Consider the following 20,323-nt stretch of genomic DNA (forward strand, 5'->3'; position numbering starts at 1 on the left):
TACCGCGGCGCGTGCAACCCCCATTATATACGCTAGGGACAAGGATAGTAAATCAAACGCTGCATAAGAATCGCCGCCCCGGCTTAACCTATGGGTGCCGCCGTTACCCTTGTGTTTATATGACGGATGCCGGTTCCGATTTGTAGCAGGTGTCCCCAAAAATCCCTTTTTCCAGCAAAGTGTTCTCAAATAAGGAGGCCTATCACATGGATAAAAAGAATTTCTCCTTGCCCAAAACCGCTAAGCGGCTCCCCATTGTAAAAGCTCAGGATGTGGAGTTTTCCATGGACGAGGCGGATGCGGAAGATCTGGAGGCTATGGAGCGTGCTGAGGCCGCGGAGAAGCGGCAGAATGAATTCTGATGGAAAAGAACGTATTGGCTTATTTCAAAACGCGGGATGAAGCGCAGGAAGTGCTGAACAAGCTGAAGGCGCTCCGGGTGGAGGACGCCCGGATTGACCATGTGGCCAAGTATCCCCAGGAGGCCCGGGAAATCCAGATTAATCCGGCTACCGGCAATGTCTCCAGTCTGGGTGAACTGACCCAGGAGGCAGAGGTAAACTCCCGTGATGCCGGCGTTCTGATGGCTGCCGACCCTGCCGCCAGCGGGCTAAGCGACGGAGGCGGCAACGGTGTGACCGGCAGGGATATTCTCTTAACTGCCATCGTGAACGAGTCCATCCATCATCAGGTGCTTCATCTGGTGGAGCAGGCGGGTGGAATGGTGTAAAAGAAAAGCAGGAGTTCCCGTCCAAAAGGGCTCCTGCTTTTTGCTTTTGATTAGGCTTAGGCGTTCTCCACTAAAGAATCGCACTGGTCTTTCAGTCTGCGCCATTGAATCTCCGTTTCCGAAGCCTGCTGCTCCAGGGCGTGGGTGATTCCGTCAACCTGGCGGATATAGCTGTGCAGCTTCTGGTCCGCCTTCTCAATCCGCTCCTGGACAAGAAAGTCGGTAATCCAGCCGTCCATAAAATAATCGCCCAAACGCAGCGTATCGCTGATATCTGTATCAAAGGCGGTCAGCTGCATCTTGACATCGTCCAGCTCATCGCGCAGCCGCAGCAGCTTCTTGCCGGCTTCCTTTGCATAGGTTTGAGCGGCTTGAAGCCGGCTGTGCTTCATATGTGTGGCAATGAAGCCCCCGCCGAGAATATCGAAGGTGCTCCAGTTTTCCGCGGAGTTCAAACTGGAATCGGCAATCTCCAATGCGGCCAGAGCATCCCGTCCCGCTGCTGCCGCTTCCTTAAGCTCCGTCAGCCTGGTCCTGGCATCGGACATCTCCTCGGATAGCCGGACCAGCTCTCCTGCGAGCTCAGGCTTGAACCGGTGTATCAGCTGCTCCTTTTCCCGCATCAGCTCAGCAAGAAGCATTTCCGCAGAGCCGGTGGCCAGCAGCTTTTCCTTAAGCTCGGCCTTCTCAAGCTCAGCCTCCTCCAGCAATGCCGCGGCCTGATCATATTTGAGCCGGGCCTCCAGCACCTCCTTTTCCTCCTGGCCCAGCTTCTCGTCCTTCTGTCCGGTAAGGGTGTACCATAGATTGGAAACACTCATGGACAAAAGGCGCTCCACATCCTCCTCCTCCTGCGCAACCACTGCCCGCCATAAAAAGGTTTGCTTCTCCAAATCCCGGCAGCGTTTATTCACAGCTGAAAGCTGCTGCTCCCACCTTTCTTTGTTGCGGATGTTTTCCTTGCACTCTGCATGTCTCCGGTTCCATTCCTCAAACATCGGCCATCCTCCGTTCAATTTGTTTCTCTTGTTAAATACGCGAATTTTGCCTATATCGTTTCGGTTGTAGTAGAATAGAGGGACGTGCGGCCAAATTGCCGCTTTACCTATGAGAATCGACCGGGAGGATTTACGGATATGCGTTGGTACGAAATTACGGTTCACACCACGGAAGAAGCAATTGAAATGATCTCCAACTTTCTCCATGAGCTGGGCGCAGGCGGCGTCACCATCGAGGAATCGGGCACGCTGAACAAGCAGCGGGACACATCACTCGGCCAATGGTACGAAAAACCGTTGAACGATATTCCCGAAGGCCGCGCGGTGATTCAGGGGTATTTTCCCCAGGGCACCGGAATGGATGACATTCTGGCTCAGCTGAAGGAATCGGTGGCGGAGCTTTCGGACTATGACATCGATACGGGCAATCCCCAGTTCAGCATGAAGGAAGTGGACGAGGAGGATTGGGCCACAGCCTGGAAGCAGTATTTTAAGCCATTGCGCGTGTCTGACCGCCTCACCATCAAACCGACCTGGGAGGAGTACGAGGCAGGCCCGGAGGAAATCATTCTGGAGCTGGATCCGGGTATGGCCTTCGGCACCGGCACCCATGCCACAACCGCCCTTTGTCTGCGCACCTTGGAGAGTGTTGTGAAGCTTGGGGATGAGGTCATTGATGTGGGCACCGGCTCAGGCATTCTGTCCATTGCCGCCGCCAAGCTGGGCGCAAGCCATGTGCTTGCCCTGGATTTGGACCCGGTAGCCGTCTCCAGCGCCACGGAGAATACCCGTTTGAACGGCCTGGAAGAGACAATTACAGTTGTGGAAAGCGATCTGCTGAAGGCCATCCGGACTCAGGCCGAAGGAAAAGAGGGGTTGGGAGTTACCCTTCCGGTACAGGTCGTAGTCGCCAATATTCTGGCTGAAATTATTCTTCTGTTCGTCGCCGATGTGTTCGAAGCGCTGCAAAGCGGAGGCACCTATATCGCGTCGGGCATCATCAAGCAAAAGCAGGCGGAGGTGGAACGGGCCTTAACCGAGGCCGGCTTCCGGGTGGAAGACCGTTACGAGGAGACAGATTGGGTGGCGATTGTTGCCAGAAAGCCATAGGTGATGCATGAATAATCTGTTCGGCATTCAGTTTGATGTATTGCCGTTCTATCTGATTGTAATAGTGTTGGCGTTTACGTTGCATGAATTTGCCCATGCCTATGTGGCGGACCGCTTCGGCGATCCCACTCCCCGGTCCATGGGCCGACTGACCTTGAATCCTCGTGTTCATATTGATATCATGGGCATTCTGTTAGTCTTTCTGGCAGGTTTCGGCTGGGCGCGTCCGGTTCTGATCCGCTCCAGCTTCTTCAAAAAGCCGCGGCTGATGAGTGTGCTGGTTTCTGTAGCGGGACCCTTGTCCAACCTGGTTCTGGCTGTGGTGGGGGTATTGACGGCTTTTCTGCTGTCCCACTTCAATGCCTACGAGGCAATGTCGGTTGGGGTGTTCCGGGCGGTTTCCATCTTTTTGCAAATGCATATTCTCTTGAATTTGGGGTTGTTTATCTTTAATCTTCTGCCGCTGCCGCCCTTGGACGGTTACCGGATTATTTATGAATTCCTCCCGGTGCAATGGCGGGAGCGGATGCGGACCTTTGAACAGTATGCGGTTTTGGTTTTTCTTGTGATTGTGCTGATTCATCCGCTGTATAGTGTGACCCTGGGACCGGTCCTGGATTTGCGGTGGGATCTGCTGCGGGGGATTAACCAGCTGTTTGTTATGCTGTTCGGGAGTCACGAGCAGCTGTCCAAAATCGGGATTCTGATGCTGTAGAGTCGCTCCGGGAGTTAAGTCCGTTGGAAATGGCGCCGTTAGCCGGGGCCGTTCAACCGGGCTTAACTTCGAGGCGTTTTTGGCGGGTAGAAGGAGTACATCGTTATTGCAGGCCTGCAGATGGCCGTAAGCTCTCAACAAGAAAGGTTGGCGTAGGCCATGCAACGTTATTTTGTGCCGCCGGAGCAATTGGAAGGCAATCTGGCGAGGTTAACTGGCGACGACGCCCATCATCTGGTGAAGGTGATGCGCGCTGAACCCGGCGAGGAAATTATTATAAGCAACGGCTTGGACCGGGAGGTGCTGGCCCGGGTGTCTGACATCGGCAAAGGGCTGGTAGAGGCGGAGGTAGTCCGGGAGCTTCCGATGGATAAAGAGGCGACCGTAGAGGTGTGGATCGCCCAAAGCCTGCCCAAGGGGGACAAGCTGGAGACGGTCATCCAGAAGTGTACGGAGCTTGGGGCAGACCGGTTTATTCCCTTTTTGTCCAAACGGACGGTTGTGCAATATGATGACAAAAAAGAGGCCAAACGTGTGGAGCGTTGGTCCAAAATTGCCAAGGAAGCGGCGGAGCAGGCGCACCGGAACCGGGTTCCGGCTGTGGAAACACCGGTAAGCTGGAAGCGGCTTTTGGAGCTGGTGAAGGAAACGGATCTGGCCTTGTTCTGTTATGAGCTGGAAAGCGGGCTCACCCTGCGGGAGCGGCTGGCGGAGCAATTGAGCTCCCCTGCGGCTGACGGGCGCCGCCCGAGAATCCTGGTTCTGGTAGGCCCGGAAGGGGGCTTTACGGAGCAGGAGGCCCTGGAGGCGGAGGCTGCCGGCTGCAGGAGCATCAGTCTAGGCAAACGGATTTTGCGTACGGAAACTGCCGCAATGGCGGCGTTGGCTTGCATTATGTATGAATCGGGAGAAATGGGAGGGAAGAGCTGATGGCAAGGGTTGCGTTTCATACCTTGGGCTGCAAGGTGAATTTTTATGAGACGGAAGGGATCTGGCAGCTCTTCCGCAACGAGGGCTACGAAAAGGCGGAGTTTGAAGAAAAGGCGGATGTGTATGTGATTAACACCTGCACGGTCACCAATACAGGGGACAAAAAAAGCCGCCAGGCTATCCGCCGCGCCATCCGCCGCAATCCGGAGGCGATTATTGCCGTTACCGGATGTTATGCCCAGACTGCGCCTGCGGAGATTGCCGCCATCCCCGGCGTGGATATTGTCATCGGCACCCAGGACCGGGACAAGATGATGGACCTGGTCCACAAGTATCAGGCGGAAAGAGCGCCAATCAACGCCGTCCGCAATATCATGAAAACCCGGGAATTCGAGGAGCTGGATGTTCCCGAATTTACCGGCCATACCCGGGCGTTCCTGAAAATCCAGGAGGGCTGCAATAACTTCTGCACCTTCTGCATCATTCCTTGGTCCAGAGGGCTTATCCGCAGCCGCAAGCCGGAAAGTGTGCTGGCCCAGGCCAGACAGCTGGTGGAGACAGGCTATGAGGAAATTGTGCTGGCGGGTATTCATACCGGCGGGTACGGGGAGGATCTGGACGGCTACAATCTGGCCATGCTGCTGCGGGATTTGGACAAGGTGGACGGTCTCAAGCGAATCCGCATCAGCTCCATTGAAGCCAGCCAAATTGACGAGCAGATTCTGGACGTGCTGGGCTCCTCCTCCAAAATGTGCCGCCATTTGCACATTCCCCTGCAGGCCGGGGATGATACGGTGCTGGCTGCCATGCGCCGGAAGTATACCACGGCGGAATTTGGCCGCAAGCTGGAACTGATCCACAGAACCATGCCGGATGTGGCGGTAACCACGGATGTGATTACCGGTTTTCCCGGCGAAACCGTGGAGATGTTTGAGAGCGGCCTGCATTTTATGGAACGGATGCAGTTTGCGGATATGCATATCTTCCCTTATTCGAAACGGACGGGCACACCTGCCGCCAGGATGGACGGGCAGATTCCGGAGGAGGAGAAGAACCGCCGGGTCAGCCTGCTGATGGAGCTGTCCTCCCGGATGCGGCTGGAGTATTCCAAGCGCTTCGCCGGACAGATCCTGGAGGTCATCCCGGAGATGGGCGCCTACGAAGGCGACGGGGATGTGGAGCTGATCGGACATTCGGACAATTATCTGCATATTGCCTTCTCCGGACCCAAGGAGCTGGCAGGGCGGATGGTTCAGGTTCGTATGACAGAGGCGGGAGTCCCCTATTGCCGGGGTGTTAGGCTCAATGAGACAGTAATGTCCGGGTTTTCCCGTTAAGAGCAGGTTTTAAAGTCTTCAGTAAGGGGATGAATAAAAGCGTGAAGGAAATATCCGCCGGAGGAGTGGTGTACCGGAACTTCGAAGGACGGCAGCAAATTCAGCTGATTCAGGACCGGTACGGAAAAATTACGCTTCCCAAAGGAAAGATGGAGACCGGTGAAACCGTCAAGGAAACCGCGCTCCGGGAAATCCGGGAGGAGACGGGGATTACGGGGCGCATTATCAAGCCGCTGGATGTGATCCGTTACCAATATCATCTTCCGCGGGTGGGGCTTGTCCACAAGGAGGTCCATTATTATCTGGTAGAGGCGGAAGGCGGAACGCTTAAGCCCCAGGTGGAGGAAATCCGGGGAGTGGAATGGCTGGAGGTGCCGGATGCGGCTTACCGACAGCGCAAAAACGGCTATGCCAATAATGATTCCATCCTGCACAAGGCGTTGTGGGAATTGGGATATGACGAGAAGGGGATGAAGCGAAACGATGGAAACCATTAATTTGGGCGGATTTATCGACCATACGCTGTTAAAGGCGGATGCTACGTCGCAGGCTATCGAGAAGCTGTGCCGGGAAGCGGTGGAGCATCAATTTTACAGCGTTTGCGTCAACGGGGTTTGGGTGCCGTACTGCAAGGAGCTTCTGAAGGGTTCGGAGGTTAAAATCAGTGTGGTGTGCGGATTCCCACTTGGAGCGAACACACCCAAAGCCAAAGCAGCGGAGGCGGCGGATGCCGTGGAGAACGGCGCCAATGAAATTGACATGGTGCTGCAGATCGGCCAGCTGCTGGAGGGGCGTCTGGACCAGGTGGAGGATGATATCCGCCAGGTGGTGAAGGCTGTGGAAGGAAGCGCCATCGTGAAGGTAATCTTCGAAACGGGCTTCCTCAATGATAAGCAAAAGGAAACGGCTTGCCGGCTTTCGGAGCAGGCCGGGGCCCATTACGTAAAAACCTCCACCGGCTTCGGTCCGGGAGGAGCGACAGTGGAGGATATCCGTCTGATGCGTGCCTCCGTTTCGCCCCATATCGGCGTGAAGGCGTCAGGCGGCGTGCGGGATAGAGCGGCAGCCCTCCTGATGATCGAAGCGGGTGCAACCCGTCTGGGTACCAGCTCCGGTGTGGCGATTGTATCGGGTGCAGCAGGCGGCAGCGGTTATTAAGGAGCTGCGGCACTGTTACGAAGCGTCAAGCTGGATGCGGCGCAAGCCGGGCAGGTAACAAAGCGGCAGTGCCACCAGGGAGCAGACGATGTTGAAAATGGTCTGGGCATGGGCAATTTGGGCGCCCGGGTCGGTGGTGATAATGGCGGTCATCTGCTCCAGGACACCGGTGAGGGGGAAGAATAATAGCGCGCCTCCCGCGTTCAGCAGGATATGCGCCCAGGCCACGTAGAGGCCGAAGCGGGAGCCGCCGATGCTGGCGATCAATGCGGTGACGCAGGTACCGATGTTGGCGCCGATGACGATGGCGATGCCCAGCTCCGGGGTGATGGCCTGGATGGAGGCCAGCCCCATGGTCATGGCGATGGTGACGGCTCCGCTGTGAAGAAGGGCGGTAACGGCGGCGCCGGCCATCACACCCCAGAACAGGCTCTCCTGGGCCTTCTGGACGAACCAGCCCAGCATGCCCATGGATTGCAGGGCGGGTGTGATGCTCTGCATCACCTGCATCCCAAGCAGCACACAGGCAAAACCCATGACGGCGATAGGAACCAGCCGCAGGGAGCGGAGCTTGCGGGCAGGGTAGCTGCTGTCCGGCAGGCTAAGGGCCGTGAACCACAGCACGGCGGCTCCCAGCAGGATCGGTAGCGCCAGCCGGGTCAAATCCAGGCCGACCAGCTCGGTGGTCATGCAGGTGCCGATATTGCTGCCCAGAATAATGCCCAGGGTCTGGGGGAATCTCATTACCCCGGCGTTGACCAGACCGATGGTGATGACGGTGACGGCGGTGCTGCTCTGCAGAACGGCCGTTATTCCCGTTGCGGCCACAAGTCCCCTGGCGGGAGTCCGGGTGAAGCGTTCCAGAATCACCTGAAGGTAGCGCCCGGCCCAGCTGTGCAAGGCCCATTCCATGGCCTTCATGCCAAAGAGGAAAATCGCCAGCCCCGCCGCCATCGGCAGAATAATGAGTGAGAACAACGGAATCCTGCTCCTTTCTGCCTGATTGCTTCAGGTGATGGAAGATGTATTGTATATGTATGACAAGCCGGGGCCGGACATGTTGGTTTGTCCGCCGTTGGTACATAAATTGGAACAAGGGACAGGAGAGGTTTGGATGGTTGCGTCTGTTTTTTTGATACGGAAACGCAAGAAGCGGCTGGAGGAAGGGCATCCCTGGATATTCGCCAACGAGATTGAGCGGGTGGAAGGGGAGCCGGCACCGGGAGAGATTGTCCATGTGCGCAGCCATGCGGGGCAATTCCTGGCTTCAGGCTATTATAACGAAGCCTCGCAGATCCGGGTCCGGGTAGTGGGATACGAGCCCATGGAGGAGCTGACCCGTGAGCTTCTGACGGAACGGCTGCTCCGCTGCCGGGAGCTGCGGGAGCGGTTTCTGCCTGAGGCGTCCGCATATCGGGCAGTGTACGGAGAAGCGGATTTCCTGCCGGGGCTGGTGGTGGACCGCTTCGGCGATATCCTGGTAGTACAGATCCTCACCTTGGGTATGGATTTGCGCCGGGAGCTCATTGTGGACGCGCTGGTTGAGGTGTTTGGGCCGGCGGGGATTTATGAGCGCAGCGATGTGTCTGTCCGCGAGCTGGAAGGATTGAGCCAGCGCACGGGCGTCCTGTACGGGGATTGCCCGGAAAAGGTGCAGATTACGGAAAACGGCCTGCTGCTGGAGGTGGACATTGTCCACGGCCAAAAAACGGGGTATTTCTTCGACCAGCAAGCTAACCGGGCTCTGCTCGCTCCATTGGTGAAGGGCTGGGGAGCCAGAAGCGGCATCCGCCTGGAGGAGCGGGAGACGGAGAACGGCAGGGAAACCGTCCCTGTTAACCCCAACGGCAAGGTGGTTACCTTCCCCTACTGGGACGGAGCCACGGTGCTGGAATGTTTTTCCCATACGGGGAGCTTTACACTGAATGCCTGCAAATTCGGAGCGAAGAAGGTCACCTGCCTGGATATATCGGAGCTGGCGGTGGAGTCTGCACGGCGGAATGTGGAGCTGAACGGCTTTCAGGACCGGGTGGAATTCGTGGTGGCCGATGCATTCGAATATTTGCGGGCCCAGGTGAAGGGGCTTGACGACCGCAAGGAGCGTGCCGCTGCGGCAGAAAAGAAGGTGGATACCTCCGCCAAGCTGGCACAAGGGGGCCGGACCTGGGATGTGGTGATCCTTGATCCTCCGGCCTTTGCCAAAACCCGGAATGCGGTTGAAGGTGCCTGCCGCGGGTATAAGGATATTAACCTGCATGGGCTAAAGCTGGTCAATGAAGGCGGGTTTTTGGTTACGGCCAGCTGCAGCTACCATGTCCGGCCGGACCTGTTTCTGGAGACCATCCACGAAGCAGCCAAGGATGCAGGCAAGGTGCTGCGGCTTCTGGAGTTCCGCGGCGCAGGCAAGGACCATCCCCAGATTCTCGGGGTGGACGAGGGCAATTATCTGAAGTTCGCCATTTTTCAGGTGCACAGCCGGAAGTAGGATGAAGGCCGGTGCGGCGGATGGAAGCGGCCGGTAGCAGCCGGGAGCGGCTGGTTTAAGCGGCAACTGACCAGGCGAAGGATAAAGTTGGGTGTTCAATTTGACAAAAACAGACGAGTTGGTTCATCATTGGAAGTAGAAAAAGAACCCCAAATTTAAAATTCATTTTTTGAAAGGGGAATGGAAAATGGTTAGCGACAATCTGTTGAAGGAATTGAATGAGCAGTTGAATTTCGAGTTTTACTCCGCACACGTGTATGTGGCCATGGCCGCCTACTGTTCGTCGGAGAATCTGGACGGCTTTGCCAACTTCTTCCTTGTCCAGGCGGAGGAAGAACGGTTCCATGCCATGAAGATCTACAACTACATCAATGCAGTGGGGGCGAGAGCCACCATCAGCGGGATGGGCGACGTTTTCAACGGGTATGAATCGGTCCTGGACTGCTACAAGAAGGGCCTGAAGCATGAGAAGGAAAACACCCGGCGCTTCTACAAGCTCATGGATATTGCCATGGAGGAGCGGGAGCATGCGACCATTGGTTTCCTGAAGTGGTTTATTGACGAGCAGGTGGAGGAAGAGGACACCTTCGAGAAACTGATCCAAAAGCTGAAGCGCATCGACAAGGACAGCAGCGCTTTTTATGCCTTGGAGCAGGAGCTGGCCACACGGGTATTCACTCCCCCGGCCAATGCCTAATTCCTGACTCAAGGCTGCATAAACGGATAGAACGGGGACAGCCCTTCGCTATATTGGCGGAGGGTTGTTTCTTTTTTAATGGTTTATCGCGTTAAAGTATGACGGTGCGAGGGGTGAGATATGAGTTTGCGGCCCCTTGTCGTCCATTATCCCTTTCACTCAGGAGGCAGCGGGAAAGGGGCAGGAGTTGGAATGGGGGAGAACTTGTGAACAAATTAGAGCTTTTGGGCATCAGGGAAAAAAACACCGTTCTGAATGCACGCGCTCGAGTGTAATTTACCGGATAATGGAGCCGGACTGATGAGCCCGGAGCTCTAACGGAACTCCGCGACACTTACAGGTCAAAAATGGGGGTGTGCCAATTTTAACGGAACTCAGCGACCGTTAGCGGATGGAATTACAGTTAATTAGTCTGGTTTTGCCCGCTAAGAGCGTCTCAGTTCCGTTAGCGCGCCAAAAGTGACGAATGTGGCTTCTAAGAGTCGCTGAGTTCCGTTAGCGCTGTGCTCACCAACTGCACCCCCCGCAACCAACTTTTTGTAAACAACTGCCCAACTCCGTCAACCGATCCCGCTCCGGCTTTACCGTTGATTTCATTACCGGCAGCTTAAACTTACCGCAATCCGCTGACTGTCCCCGCTGAACGCACCATTGTCATTAAACCGTGATTTCGCTCCAGTCGCCGTTCTTGCTGTCCAATCTCGCCGCTGGACGCCCATCTCATCCAGCTATTCAACCCTGCTGTCCAAGCTCGCTTAGTCCGCCGTCCCCGCCACTCTCTCCTGTAGTCCAATGCTCCACCTACCTTCGCGAACCGCCCCGGTTGCCCCCCGCTCTTTACCGAGTCCAGCCCCTCCCTCTAACCAACAAGTCCATTACTCATGCTGCCTTGAGGGAAGCAGATCTCTCCAGGAGGTTAGGACGATGCTCCGACTCCGCAGCATCTCGCGGAAATCCGGGTCCAGCGGGAGATGGTATTCCCATTCCCGTTTGATCCAATGGCTTCCGGCCACCTTCAGCTGCCCGCCGGGCAAAGCGGGATGGAGGGTTAGCTCGGTTGTAGTCCCAGGCTTTAGCGCGGACAGTGCGTCAAGGATGCGGTTTTTAAACAAGGAATAGTCCTCGCCGGGAACCATGCTGTAGTCGGGAACAATCAGGTCGTCGATCAGGGGAATGTCCTGCAGCTCCAGCCATTCCACCAAGTTTGCCAGCTGCGTCCGCGCCTCAGGAGGAAGACCAGGGGCATATTTGATTTGCCGGGGCAGCTTGAAGGGCAAACGGTACTCCAGGCATAGCTGCCGGATAACGGGGAAAAGACGTTCATCCCCCGAGTGGATACCCAGCAGACAGCCTTGGTGGGTATCCACATGAGTCAGCCGAATGCCGGCGGCCAGAAGAAACCGGATTTGTGCGCTTGTCTCCAGCAGAATGTCAGCGGGCTCCCCCTCCTTTTCCAAAACGGACAATGAGCTTAAAAAGGTTTCTTCTCCACCGATAAGGCTAATAATCGACCGGGTGGAGGCGAGAGGGGAATGACCATTAGACAACGACAAATGGGCGCCTGTGCAGAAGCTGGGATGTACGGCGGCAAATCGGCAGGCTTCCTCAACGGCCTGGCCCCCTGCCAAGAGAGAAGCAGAGGTAATGGCGTCCAGCCGGATCAGGGAGTGAATGGCGCGGTTCACCGCCGGGTGGTGTCCCCAGTCATCGGCATGAATGATCAGCCGGATGGCTTCGGGGGCGAAAGGGAGAGATTGGGACATCAGGATCACGCTCCTTTTTGAAATAAAAAAAGAATGCGGAAAGCCTGAATCAGGCCTCCGCATTTCAAAAAGCAGTGTACCATGACTTTCCTGAAAGTCAAGATGTTTCCGGCTGAAAAATATTGGCAGATTCCACACATATGTTCCCATGGTGACAGATGTGGTACAATGGGGGGAGATGTTACGGCTAAAGGAGCGTTGAAGCATGGGCATGCGGTTTGTGATCGGCAGAGCGGGCAGCGGGAAAAGCACCCTATGTCTGGAGGAGATCAAAAGCAGGCTGCAGGAGAGCCCGGACGGGCATCCCCTGGTGCTGCTGGTGCCGGAGCAGGCTACCTTTCAAACGGAGCAGGCCTTGGTTTCCGCACCGGGTGTAAAGGGGCTGATCCGGGCGCAGATTCTGAGCTTCCGCCGCCTGGGGTGGCGGGTCATGCAGGAAACCGGAGGGACCGCAGGGACCCCCATTGATGACCTCGGCAAAAAAATGCTGCTGCATAAGCTTTTACATAAATATAATCAAGAGCTGCGCCTGTTCCGGCAGGCATATGATAAAACGGGTTTTGTGGACCAGCTTCACGGTCTGGTAGGGGAATGGAAGCGGCATAATCTCACCCCGGAGGATCTCGAGGGGTATTACCGCCGCATCGGCAAAAGCCTTCCCGATTCGGCAGCCGCTTTGGATAATAAGCTGCATGATCTCATCCTGGTCTATAAGCATTATGAAGCTGAGTTGGCGCGGGGATATCTGGATGGGGATTCATTTCTGACCCGTCTGGCGGAGCGTGCCGGGCAATGCGGCTGGTTAGCGGAGGCGGAAATCTGGATCGACGGCTTTAATGGATTTACCCCCCAGGAGCGGACAGCGGTTGCGGTTTTGGCCCAACACAGCCGGAATGTGACTCTGACCCTTACCCTGGACCGGCCGTATTCGGCAGGGGAGTTCCCCGGTGAGCTGGACCTGTTCCATCCGGCCGCCAGCGCTATGCGCAAGCTTCAGGAAGCCTTGGAGGAAAAAGGGGTTCACGGTGCGGATGTGCAGGTTTTGGATAAACAGGTGCCGTCCCGGTTTACCCATAGCCCCATGCTGGCTCATCTGGAGCGGCAGTATGAGCACCGGCTGTCCTCTGCCAGGAGGACTTATGCACCGGTGCCGTCCGCTGCCCCGCAGGTTGTTGTCCGTGCGGCGGTGAACCGCCGGGCAGAGGTGGAAGTGGCTGCCCGGCAGATGGTCGCGCTGGTGCGGGATAAGGGCTACCGCTGGCAGGATATAGCGCTCCGGCTGCGCAGTCTGGAGGTATATGCGGATCTGCTGGAGACGGTATTTTCCGAATATGGGATTCCGTATTTTATGGACCATAAGCGCCAGGTGCTGCATCATCCTCTTGTGGAGCTGATCCGCTCCTCCCTGGAGGCGGTGAACGGCTATTGGCCGTACGAGGCGGTGTTCCGGTGCATCAAAACCGGGTTTTTCCTTCCGCTGCCGGGAGAGGACGATGCCCCGTGCCAAGAGGATTGGGATGCCTTCGAGAATTATGTGCTGATGTATGGTATACACGGCAGGCGGTTTACCGATGAACGGAGCTGGAGGCTCCGGAAGCTGGCTCCCTTGGAGGATACCGTACCGGAGGCTGCTGACGAGGCTGGCGGAGAGGCTGCGGGGGAGGAAGCCGGACAGGCTGATCCGGTGATTGCGGCTTGTGCCCATAGGGCGATCGAGCCCCTGGAACGGCTGCAAAAGCGACTGGAGAAGGCCGGAGGTGCGCCGGAAATGGCGGAGGCCTTGTTCCAACTGCTGGAGGAGCTGCGTGTGCCGGAACGCCTGGAGCTGTGGATGCAGCAGGCGGTGGCTGACGGCCGTCCGGAGAAGGCCAGGGAGCATTCCCAGATTTGGGAGCTGTGTATGGATGTGCTGGACCAGCTGGCAGAGCTTTTGGATCAGGAGACCATGAAGCCGCAGCTGTTTGCCCGTCTTGTGGAGACAGGGCTGGACAGCCTGCGTATGGGCCTGGTTCCGCCGGCGGTGGATCAGGTGCTGGTGGGGACCATCGACCGCACCCGCTCCTCCCAGGTAAAAGCGGTGTTTGTGCTGGGAGCCAATGACGGCGTGCTTCCCCAAAAGATCAACGACGATGGCATTATTGCCGAAAATGAGCGGGAGTTCCTGCTGAACCAGGGTGTGCCCATGGCCGACAGCGGGCGCAGGCGGCTGTTGGACGAGCAGTATCTCATCTATACGGTGCTGTGCGCTCCTGCGGACCTGTTGTATCTGAGCTATGCCCTGGCTGACGAAGAGGGCAAAACCCTGCTTCCCTCCGAGGTGGTGAAGCAGATCGGATGGCTGCTGCCGACGGTTAAGCCGGTCCTGGCGGAAGCACGGCCCCATGCGGCTATGACGGACGCCGAGCAGCTGGAGTTTGTGGCAACGCCCGGCAAGGCGGTTGCGGATGCTGTGGCCCAGCTGCGGGAGGCCAAACAGGGGAAGAACGTATCCCCCGTGTGGGTATTGGCGTACAACTGGCTTTTGGGCCGCCGGGAATGGAGGAGCAAGCTCCATACGTCCTCCCGTTCACTGTTTTATTTCAACCGGGAGGAGCCGCTTTCTGCAGATACATCCCTGCTTCTGTTCGGTGACAATCTCCGGGCTAGCGTGTCGCGGATGGAGCGGTTTGCCGCCTGTCCGTTTTCCCATTTTGCGGCGTATGGACTGAGGCTGCGGGAGCGGAAGATTTACCGGCTGGAGGCACCCGATATCGGGCAGCTGTACCATGCGGCCTTAAGCGGCTTTGCCCGGCAGCTCTCTGCGGAGCAGCTGGACTGGGGCTCGCTGACGGAGGAGGAAATTATCCTCCGGGTCAACGGGCTGGTGGACTTTTTATCCCCCAAGCTGCAGAACGAAATTTTGTCCAGCACCTCCCGTTACAAGTATATGGCCCACCGCCTCAAAGGGATTTTGTCCAAAACCTCCTCGGCTCTGGCTGAGCATGCCCGCAGGGGCGCGTTTGTGCCGGTGGGGCTGGAGGTGGGCTTCGGACCCGGGGAAGAGCTGCCGGCGCTGGTGCTGCCTCTGCCCGGAGGACATGCCATGGAGCTGGTGGGACGCATCGACCGGGTGGACCGGGCCTACAGCGACAAGGGATTGCTGCTGCGGATTATGGACTACAAGTCAAGCCCCACCATGCTCCGGCTGCCGGAGGTGTATCACGGGCTGTCCCTGCAGATGCTGACCTATCTGGATGTGGTGCTGACCCATGCCCCCATGTGGTTAGGAGAGCCTGCCCATCCGGCGGGGGTGCTGTATTTTCATGTGCATAACCCGCTTTTGGCCTGCCGGAACAAGCCGGAGCAGGGGGAAGCCCAAGCGGCGGCACGCAAGCAGTATAAGACCCGTGGCCTGGTTACGGCCGATGCAGAAACGGTATTTCTCATGGACAAAAGCTTAAAGGAAAAGGGCGGGCATTCCGACCTTATCCCCGTAGCCATGAAAGCCGACGGCACCTTCTACAAAAGCGCCTCGGTAGCCACGGAAGCGGGCTGGGAGAAGCTGCGCACCCATGTGCGGGGAGCCGTGCGGCAGATCGGCACGGATATTCTCGGAGGAAGAGTGGAGGCGGAGCCTTACCGTCTGGGCAAAAAAACCGCCTGCGCCTTTTGCCCGTACCGTCCGGTTTGCAGCTTTGACCCGCAGCTGTCGGGTAATAAAGAACGGACTATGCGCCAATACGGCAAAAACGATATCTGGCTGGCTCTGGAGGAAACGGCTCCAGGGGAACAAGGAAACGGGAAAGGAGGGGGCACCCATGACGGATTCGGCAAATAAGGGCCTTGCGGCGGGCGGCAGCCTCCCGGAGGCTCTCACCGGGCTCCCGGAGAAACCTCCCGGCAGCAAATGGACGGACAGCCAATGGCGGGCTGTGGTCAGACGGGGGCGGAACCTGCTGGTAGCGGCGGCGGCCGGCTCCGGCAAAACGGCGGTGCTGGTGGAACGGATCATCCGCCGGGTGTCCGATGAGGAGGATCCGGTAGATGTGGACCGGCTTCTCGTAGCTACCTTCACCAAGGCGGCAGCGGCGGAAATGCGGCAGCGGATCGGTGAGGCGCTGGAGAAGGCTCTTTACGGCATGCCTGATTCCGCCCACCTGAAGCGCCAGCTGTCCCTGTTGAACAGGGCATCCATTACCACCTTGCACTCCTTCTGCATGGAGGTGATCCGGCGGTACTTCCATACCATTAATCTGGACCCGGGTTTCCGGGTAGCGGATGATACGGAGGCCGCCTTGATACGCCAGGAGGAGCTGGAATCGCTTCTGGAGGAGCGGTACGGGGAAGCGCCGGAGGGACATCCCTTTTGGACGCTGGCGGATTGGTATGGGGGGGACCGCAGCGACGCGGCACTTTTGGCATTGGTGGAGAGGCTCTATGAGGCTTCCCGCAGCCATCCCTTCCCGGACCGCTGGTTGGCGGATATGTGCGGCATGTTCCGGGCGGAGAGCGGTGCTATGACCGGGGACAGGGATAGCGTAAAGACAGGCGGGAAGAGCGATGAAGAGGGGCTGGAGAGGCTGGAGGGACATCCATGGTTTGTCTCCCTTCTGAAAGACGTGGCCTTGGAGCTTGATGGGGCGGCGGCCTTGCTGGGGGAAGCCTTGGAGCTGTGCGGGCAGTCCGGCGGTCCCGGCCCATATGCCTCCAATCTGGAGGAGGAGCTGCGGATGGTTTCGGCTGCGGCTGCTGCCGGGCAGGAGGGCTGGACGGCGTTGTACGAAGCCTTCGGTGCGGTAGCCTTTGGCCGGCTGAAGCCTGTTAAGGGAGACATGGTGGACAAGGAGCTTCAGGAGCGGGTCAAGGAGCTGCGCAGCGCTGCCAAGGATAAGCTCCAGCGGCTGCGGGAGGAGCTTTTTGTACGTATGCCGCAGGAGTATATGGCTGAGCTGGTGCGGCTGGCTCCCGTGGTGGAGGAGTTGTGCAAGCTGACCACGGAGTTTGCGGAGCGGTACAGTGCGGCTAAGCGGGAAAAGGGACTGCTGGATTTCGCCGACCTGGAGCATATGTGTCTTTCTATTTTGGGGAAACCGGCAGACGGGGATGGCGCAGAATTGATTCCTACGGCTGCTGCGCTGGCCTATAGAGAACAGTTTGTGGAAGTGATGCTGGACGAGTACCAGGATACCAATCTTGTGCAGGAAACTATCGTCGGGCTGATCAGCCGCCCGCTGCCGGGCAACCGGTTTATGGTAGGAGACGTGAAGCAGAGCATCTACCGCTTCCGCTTGGCGGAGCCCGGATTATTCCTGGCCAAGTATAAGGAATACCGTTCGGGAGAGACGGAAGCGTCCGCTCCAGGGGAGCGGATTGATCTGGCCCGGAATTTCCGCAGCCGCCGGCAGGTGGTGGATGGGGTGAATGTGCTGTTCCGCCGGATGATGCGGGCTGCTGTGGCAGAGATGGATTATGACCGGGACGCCGAGCTGGTGTACGGCGCAGGCTTTGCCGAGCATGAGGAGACTTCAGCCGGTTTATTGGCTGGTGCAGCCCGCCCGGATTATGCTGCGGAGCTGGTTCTGGTGGACAAGTCCGGGCCTGCAGCGGAAGGTGCCGCCGGCGGGAATATGGAGGCCGATTCGTTTAGCGACGGGGAGGAAGATTTTTCCGGAGGTGCCGCGGGAGGAGAAGGAACGGACGGCGGTGCAGCCAGGAATCCCTGGGAAACCGAACGGGAGGAGCTGGAGACGGCCCAACTGGAGGCGCGTTACATAGGCAGCCGGATCCGGGCGCTGACGGGAATGGACGGCGGAGCGACCTTTTCCGTGGCGGAGCGGGACGGGAGCCGCAGGCCCACCCGCTTCCGGGATGTGGTAATTTTGCTGCGGGCTACCCGGGGCTGGGCTCCGGTGTTTATGGAGGAACTGGCCCTGATGGGGATTCCCGCTTACGCGGATATTGATACCGGCTATTTTTCCGCTACTGAAGTGGAGACCATGCTGTCTCTGCTGAAGGTGATCGACAACCCCAGGCAGGATATCCCTCTGGCGGCGGTGCTCCGTTCTCCCATGGTAGGGCTGTCGGCAGACGAGCTGGCGCAAGTCCGGCTGGCTGAGCGGCAGGGAGATTATTACGGGGCGATGGAGGCTTGGTTCAAGCAGGTGGAGGAAGAAGAGCACCGGTCCCAGGCGGCGGATGAAAGGTCCGCGCCTTCACCCATCCTGCTGCCCTACGGTGTATCCGCAGGCGGGACGGCCTATCGGGAAACGGCCGCTTCTGCCACGGAGCGCCGGAATATGGAGGGGCTGTTAGGGAAGCTGGAGCAGTTCCGCAAACGCCTCTCCGTCTGGCGCCGGGATGCGGTGCAGGGGGAGCTGTCTGCACTGATCGCAGACATTTACCGGGAAACCGGCTATTTTGATTACGTAGGAGGCCTGCCGGGAGGCACCCAGCGCCAGGCCAATCTCCGGGCGCTGTACGACCGGGCAAGGCAGTATGAAAAAACCTCCTTCCGCGGCCTGTTCCGTTTCCTTCGTTTTGTGGAGCGGATGCGGGAAAGCGGCGGGGATTTGGGTACGGCCCGGACCCTTGGCGAGCAGGAGGATATTGTCCGGATTATGTCCATCCACAAAAGCAAAGGCCTGGAATTTCCGGTGGTGTTTGTGGGAGGTACGGCCAAGGGTTTTAACATGATGGATCTGAACGGGGCTTTCCTGATCCATAAGGAGCTGGGTTTTGGCCCGCGCTATAAGGATGAGGAGCTGCAGGCGGTCTATCCTACTCTGCCCCAGCTAGCCATCCGCAGACGGCTGCGCATGGAAACACTGGCGGAGGAAATGCGTGTGCTGTATGTGGCCCTGACCCGGGCCAAGGAAAAGCTGGTGCTGGTGGGCACGGTGCCTTCTGCGTCCAAGCGACTTGAAGCCGTAGGCGGCTTGATGGTTGGCGGGGAAGATGTTGGATTACCGGGGGCGAATGGGGAGATTGATGCATCAGCCGGTGTCATCCCTCCATTGTCGGATTATGTGCTGGCGTCCGCACGCTCCTATCTCGATTGGGTGCTGCCCGCTGTTGTGACTGGGGGAGCGGTTATCGCTCCCTGGAGGATTTCAGCGGTTCATGCGGAGACCTTGAGCGGTACTCATGCGGCTGTGGACGAAACTGCAGGCGGGTTTGCAGACAAGCTGATGGAGGCTGTGCGGACGCTGGAGCCGATGCCGGTGCCAGTGCCGGATGGGGCCTTGCGTGAGGAACTTGGACGCCGGCTGGAATGGAAATACCCTAACCCGGCTGCCGGATCGATACTCACCAAAACCTCTGTGACCGAACTGAAGCGGCTGGAGGCGAAGAGAATTCTTAGTATAACGGATGCGGAGGAGGGGGCCGCCGGCTTAGGTCTGTGGCTTCCGCTGCAAGAGGGCGGGGGATGGGCGCCTGCTGGTGGAACTGGTGTGGAAACCGGCAGCGGGGAGTCACTTCTGTACCGGACCCCGCGCTTCCGCAAATCCCGCAAGCTGTCTGCAGCAGAGACGGGTGTCTTGTATCATACGGCCATGCAGCATATGCCGTTGGACGGCTCAGGGCCGCCTCCGGACATCGAGGGGGAGCTTAACCGTTTGGCGGAGGCGGGTTTTATCACCCCCTCCGACCGGGAGGTGCTGGACGGAGGCGTTATCGCTGCCTTCTTCGCTACGGATGTTGGCCGCAGGCTGTCCTTGTCCAAGGAGGTCCGGCGGGAGCTGGCTTTTACCCTGGGGATGGCAGCGGGGGAGCTCTACCCGGATTGTGCGCCGGAGGCGGCAGGGGAGCTGGTGCTGCTCCAAGGGATTATTGACTGTTTATTCGAGGACGGCGACGGCCGCCTGGTGCTTCTGGATTACAAGACGGACCGCACCAAAGGCCGGACCAACAAGGAGCTGGCGGAGCGCTACCGGGTACAGCTGAAGCTGTACGAACGGGCGGTGACGGATATATGGGGCCGGAAGCCAGATGAGCTGGCAGTGTATTTTTTCGACGAGTCCCGGCTGATCCGGCTGTAGAAGGCATGAGCTGGGAAGCAGGGTGCTGGCGGGTAGCTAAGCAATAGTTCGACGTTTCAAGGTGCAAACCTACTTCCACTCGATTGCACCCTGTTGCGAATCTAACGGCGGCAGGAGCCGCTATTTCGGGTAAAATGCCCCTGCTGAAATTCTAACGGAAGCAGCGGTCGTTATTTTGCCCCAATGATGCGGCAGCTGGGCAAAATGGGCCGAATAGTGGCGCTGGCCGCCGTTAGATTTTGGAAGGGGCTGTTTTTGCGGAATAACGGCTGTGGCTTCCGTTAGCCTGGCTCCACCACCGGGACGGCCGATACTGCTTTGGGTTGATCGTGGCGGGGTGGGAGAAACAGCCCGCGCTTCCGCCGACGATAGGCAATTTTAA

At 58.0% G+C, this 20,323-nt stretch carries 15 protein-coding genes; 12 read left to right on the forward strand and 3 right to left on the reverse strand.

Annotation, left to right across the window (positions count from 1 at the left end; translation table 11 throughout):
* Positions 1-206 precede the first annotated feature (206 nt).
* Positions 207-362, forward strand: coding sequence for a YfhD family protein (locus tag ACI1P1_RS15360; protein ID WP_416217289.1), 156 nt, complete (start codon positions 207-209; stop codon positions 360-362).
* A complete protein-coding gene (locus ACI1P1_RS15365) occupies positions 362-730 on the forward strand; it encodes a hypothetical protein (protein WP_416217290.1) in 369 nt (122 codons plus the stop codon). The genes ACI1P1_RS15360 and ACI1P1_RS15365 overlap by 1 nt, the downstream gene beginning before the upstream one ends.
* 56 nt (positions 731-786) lie before the next feature.
* On the opposite strand, the gene ACI1P1_RS15370 is transcribed toward ACI1P1_RS15365, so the two are convergent.
* Complete coding sequence (locus tag ACI1P1_RS15370; RefSeq protein ID WP_416217291.1) at positions 787-1,728, reverse strand: hypothetical protein; 942 nt, start codon at positions 1,726-1,728, stop codon at positions 787-789.
* A gap of 138 nt (positions 1,729-1,866) precedes the next feature.
* On the opposite strand from ACI1P1_RS15370, the gene prmA reads away from it, so the two are divergent.
* From prmA to deoC, 6 genes are all read left to right on the forward strand, one after another.
* Positions 1,867-2,838 (forward strand): 50S ribosomal protein L11 methyltransferase, encoded by a 972-nt coding sequence (gene prmA / locus ACI1P1_RS15375; RefSeq protein WP_416217292.1) that lies wholly within the window; start codon positions 1,867-1,869, stop codon positions 2,836-2,838.
* A 7-nt stretch (positions 2,839-2,845) separates the two neighbouring features.
* Positions 2,846-3,553, forward strand: coding sequence for a site-2 protease family protein (locus tag ACI1P1_RS15380; protein ID WP_416217293.1), 708 nt, complete (start codon positions 2,846-2,848; stop codon positions 3,551-3,553).
* Between the two features lie 159 nt (positions 3,554-3,712).
* Entirely contained in the window at positions 3,713-4,483 is a 771-nt protein-coding gene (locus ACI1P1_RS15385; protein WP_416217294.1) for a 16S rRNA (uracil(1498)-N(3))-methyltransferase, read from the forward strand.
* A complete protein-coding gene (mtaB, locus tag ACI1P1_RS15390; RefSeq protein WP_416217295.1) occupies positions 4,483-5,820 on the forward strand; it encodes a tRNA (N(6)-L-threonylcarbamoyladenosine(37)-C(2))-methylthiotransferase MtaB in 1,338 nt (445 codons plus the stop codon). Before ACI1P1_RS15385 ends, mtaB begins: the two co-directional genes overlap by 1 nt.
* A 29-nt stretch (positions 5,821-5,849) precedes the next feature.
* Positions 5,850-6,317 carry an NUDIX hydrolase gene (locus tag ACI1P1_RS15395; RefSeq protein WP_416217296.1) on the forward strand — a complete coding sequence of 156 codons (468 nt, stop codon included), beginning with the start codon at positions 5,850-5,852 and terminating at the stop codon, positions 6,315-6,317.
* On the forward strand, positions 6,304-6,978 hold the full coding sequence (deoC, locus tag ACI1P1_RS15400; RefSeq protein WP_416217297.1) for a deoxyribose-phosphate aldolase: 675 nt from the start codon (positions 6,304-6,306) through the stop codon (positions 6,976-6,978). Before ACI1P1_RS15395 ends, deoC begins: the two co-directional genes overlap by 14 nt.
* A 15-nt stretch (positions 6,979-6,993) precedes the next feature.
* On the opposite strand, the gene ACI1P1_RS15405 is transcribed toward deoC, so the two are convergent.
* Complete coding sequence (locus tag ACI1P1_RS15405) at positions 6,994-7,956, reverse strand: Na/Pi cotransporter family protein (RefSeq protein WP_416217298.1); 963 nt, start codon at positions 7,954-7,956, stop codon at positions 6,994-6,996.
* Positions 7,957-8,092: 136 nt separating this feature from the next.
* On the opposite strand from ACI1P1_RS15405, the gene ACI1P1_RS15410 reads away from it, so the two are divergent.
* A complete protein-coding gene (locus ACI1P1_RS15410) occupies positions 8,093-9,463 on the forward strand; it encodes a class I SAM-dependent rRNA methyltransferase (RefSeq protein ID WP_416217299.1) in 1,371 nt (456 codons plus the stop codon).
* 187 nt (positions 9,464-9,650) lie between these two features.
* On the forward strand, positions 9,651-10,160 hold the full coding sequence (locus ACI1P1_RS15415) for a ferritin (protein ID WP_416217300.1): 510 nt from the start codon (positions 9,651-9,653) through the stop codon (positions 10,158-10,160).
* An 875-nt stretch (positions 10,161-11,035) separates the two neighbouring features.
* Here the strand turns inward: ACI1P1_RS15415 and ACI1P1_RS15420 are convergent.
* Complete coding sequence (locus ACI1P1_RS15420; protein ID WP_416217301.1) at positions 11,036-11,923, reverse strand: carbohydrate deacetylase; 888 nt, start codon at positions 11,921-11,923, stop codon at positions 11,036-11,038.
* 205 nt (positions 11,924-12,128) lie between these two features.
* Between ACI1P1_RS15420 and addB the strand changes: the two genes are divergently transcribed.
* Positions 12,129-15,740, forward strand: coding sequence for a helicase-exonuclease AddAB subunit AddB (gene addB / locus ACI1P1_RS15425; RefSeq protein WP_416217302.1), 3,612 nt, complete (start codon positions 12,129-12,131; stop codon positions 15,738-15,740).
* Positions 15,721-19,941, forward strand: coding sequence for a UvrD-helicase domain-containing protein (locus ACI1P1_RS15430; protein ID WP_416217303.1), 4,221 nt, complete (start codon positions 15,721-15,723; stop codon positions 19,939-19,941). Before addB ends, ACI1P1_RS15430 begins: the two co-directional genes overlap by 20 nt.
* The last annotated feature ends 382 nt before the right edge of the window (positions 19,942-20,323 follow it).

Origin of the sequence: Paenibacillus mesotrionivorans, assembly GCF_046098205.1 — a bacterium.
GTDB lineage: Bacteria > Bacillota > Bacilli > Paenibacillales > NBRC-103111 > Paenibacillus_AR > Paenibacillus_AR mesotrionivorans.

What these genes read in the sequence shown, in the direction of transcription:
- ACI1P1_RS15395 (WP_416217296.1), top strand. Translation starts at nt 5,850, where the DNA reads ATGAATAAAAGCGTGAAGGAAATATCCGCCGGAGGAGTGGTGTACCGG.
- ACI1P1_RS15360 (WP_416217289.1), top strand. Translation starts at nt 207, where the DNA reads ATGGATAAAAAGAATTTCTCCTTGCCCAAAACCGCTAAGCGGCTCCCC.
- ACI1P1_RS15410 (WP_416217299.1), top strand. Translation starts at nt 8,093, where the DNA reads ATGGTTGCGTCTGTTTTTTTGATACGGAAACGCAAGAAGCGGCTGGAG.
- ACI1P1_RS15380 (WP_416217293.1), top strand. Translation starts at nt 2,846, where the DNA reads ATGAATAATCTGTTCGGCATTCAGTTTGATGTATTGCCGTTCTATCTG.
- ACI1P1_RS15420 (WP_416217301.1), bottom strand. Translation starts at nt 11,923, where the DNA reads ATGTCCCAATCTCTCCCTTTCGCCCCCGAAGCCATCCGGCTGATCATT.
- ACI1P1_RS15430 (WP_416217303.1), top strand. Translation starts at nt 15,721, where the DNA reads ATGACGGATTCGGCAAATAAGGGCCTTGCGGCGGGCGGCAGCCTCCCG.
- ACI1P1_RS15385 (WP_416217294.1), top strand. Translation starts at nt 3,713, where the DNA reads ATGCAACGTTATTTTGTGCCGCCGGAGCAATTGGAAGGCAATCTGGCG.
- addB (WP_416217302.1), top strand. Translation starts at nt 12,129, where the DNA reads ATGGGCATGCGGTTTGTGATCGGCAGAGCGGGCAGCGGGAAAAGCACC.
- ACI1P1_RS15370 (WP_416217291.1), bottom strand. Translation starts at nt 1,728, where the DNA reads ATGTTTGAGGAATGGAACCGGAGACATGCAGAGTGCAAGGAAAACATC.
- prmA (WP_416217292.1), top strand. Translation starts at nt 1,867, where the DNA reads ATGCGTTGGTACGAAATTACGGTTCACACCACGGAAGAAGCAATTGAA.
- deoC (WP_416217297.1), top strand. Translation starts at nt 6,304, where the DNA reads ATGGAAACCATTAATTTGGGCGGATTTATCGACCATACGCTGTTAAAG.
- ACI1P1_RS15415 (WP_416217300.1), top strand. Translation starts at nt 9,651, where the DNA reads ATGGTTAGCGACAATCTGTTGAAGGAATTGAATGAGCAGTTGAATTTC.
- mtaB (WP_416217295.1), top strand. Translation starts at nt 4,483, where the DNA reads ATGGCAAGGGTTGCGTTTCATACCTTGGGCTGCAAGGTGAATTTTTAT.
- ACI1P1_RS15365 (WP_416217290.1), top strand. Translation starts at nt 362, where the DNA reads ATGGAAAAGAACGTATTGGCTTATTTCAAAACGCGGGATGAAGCGCAG.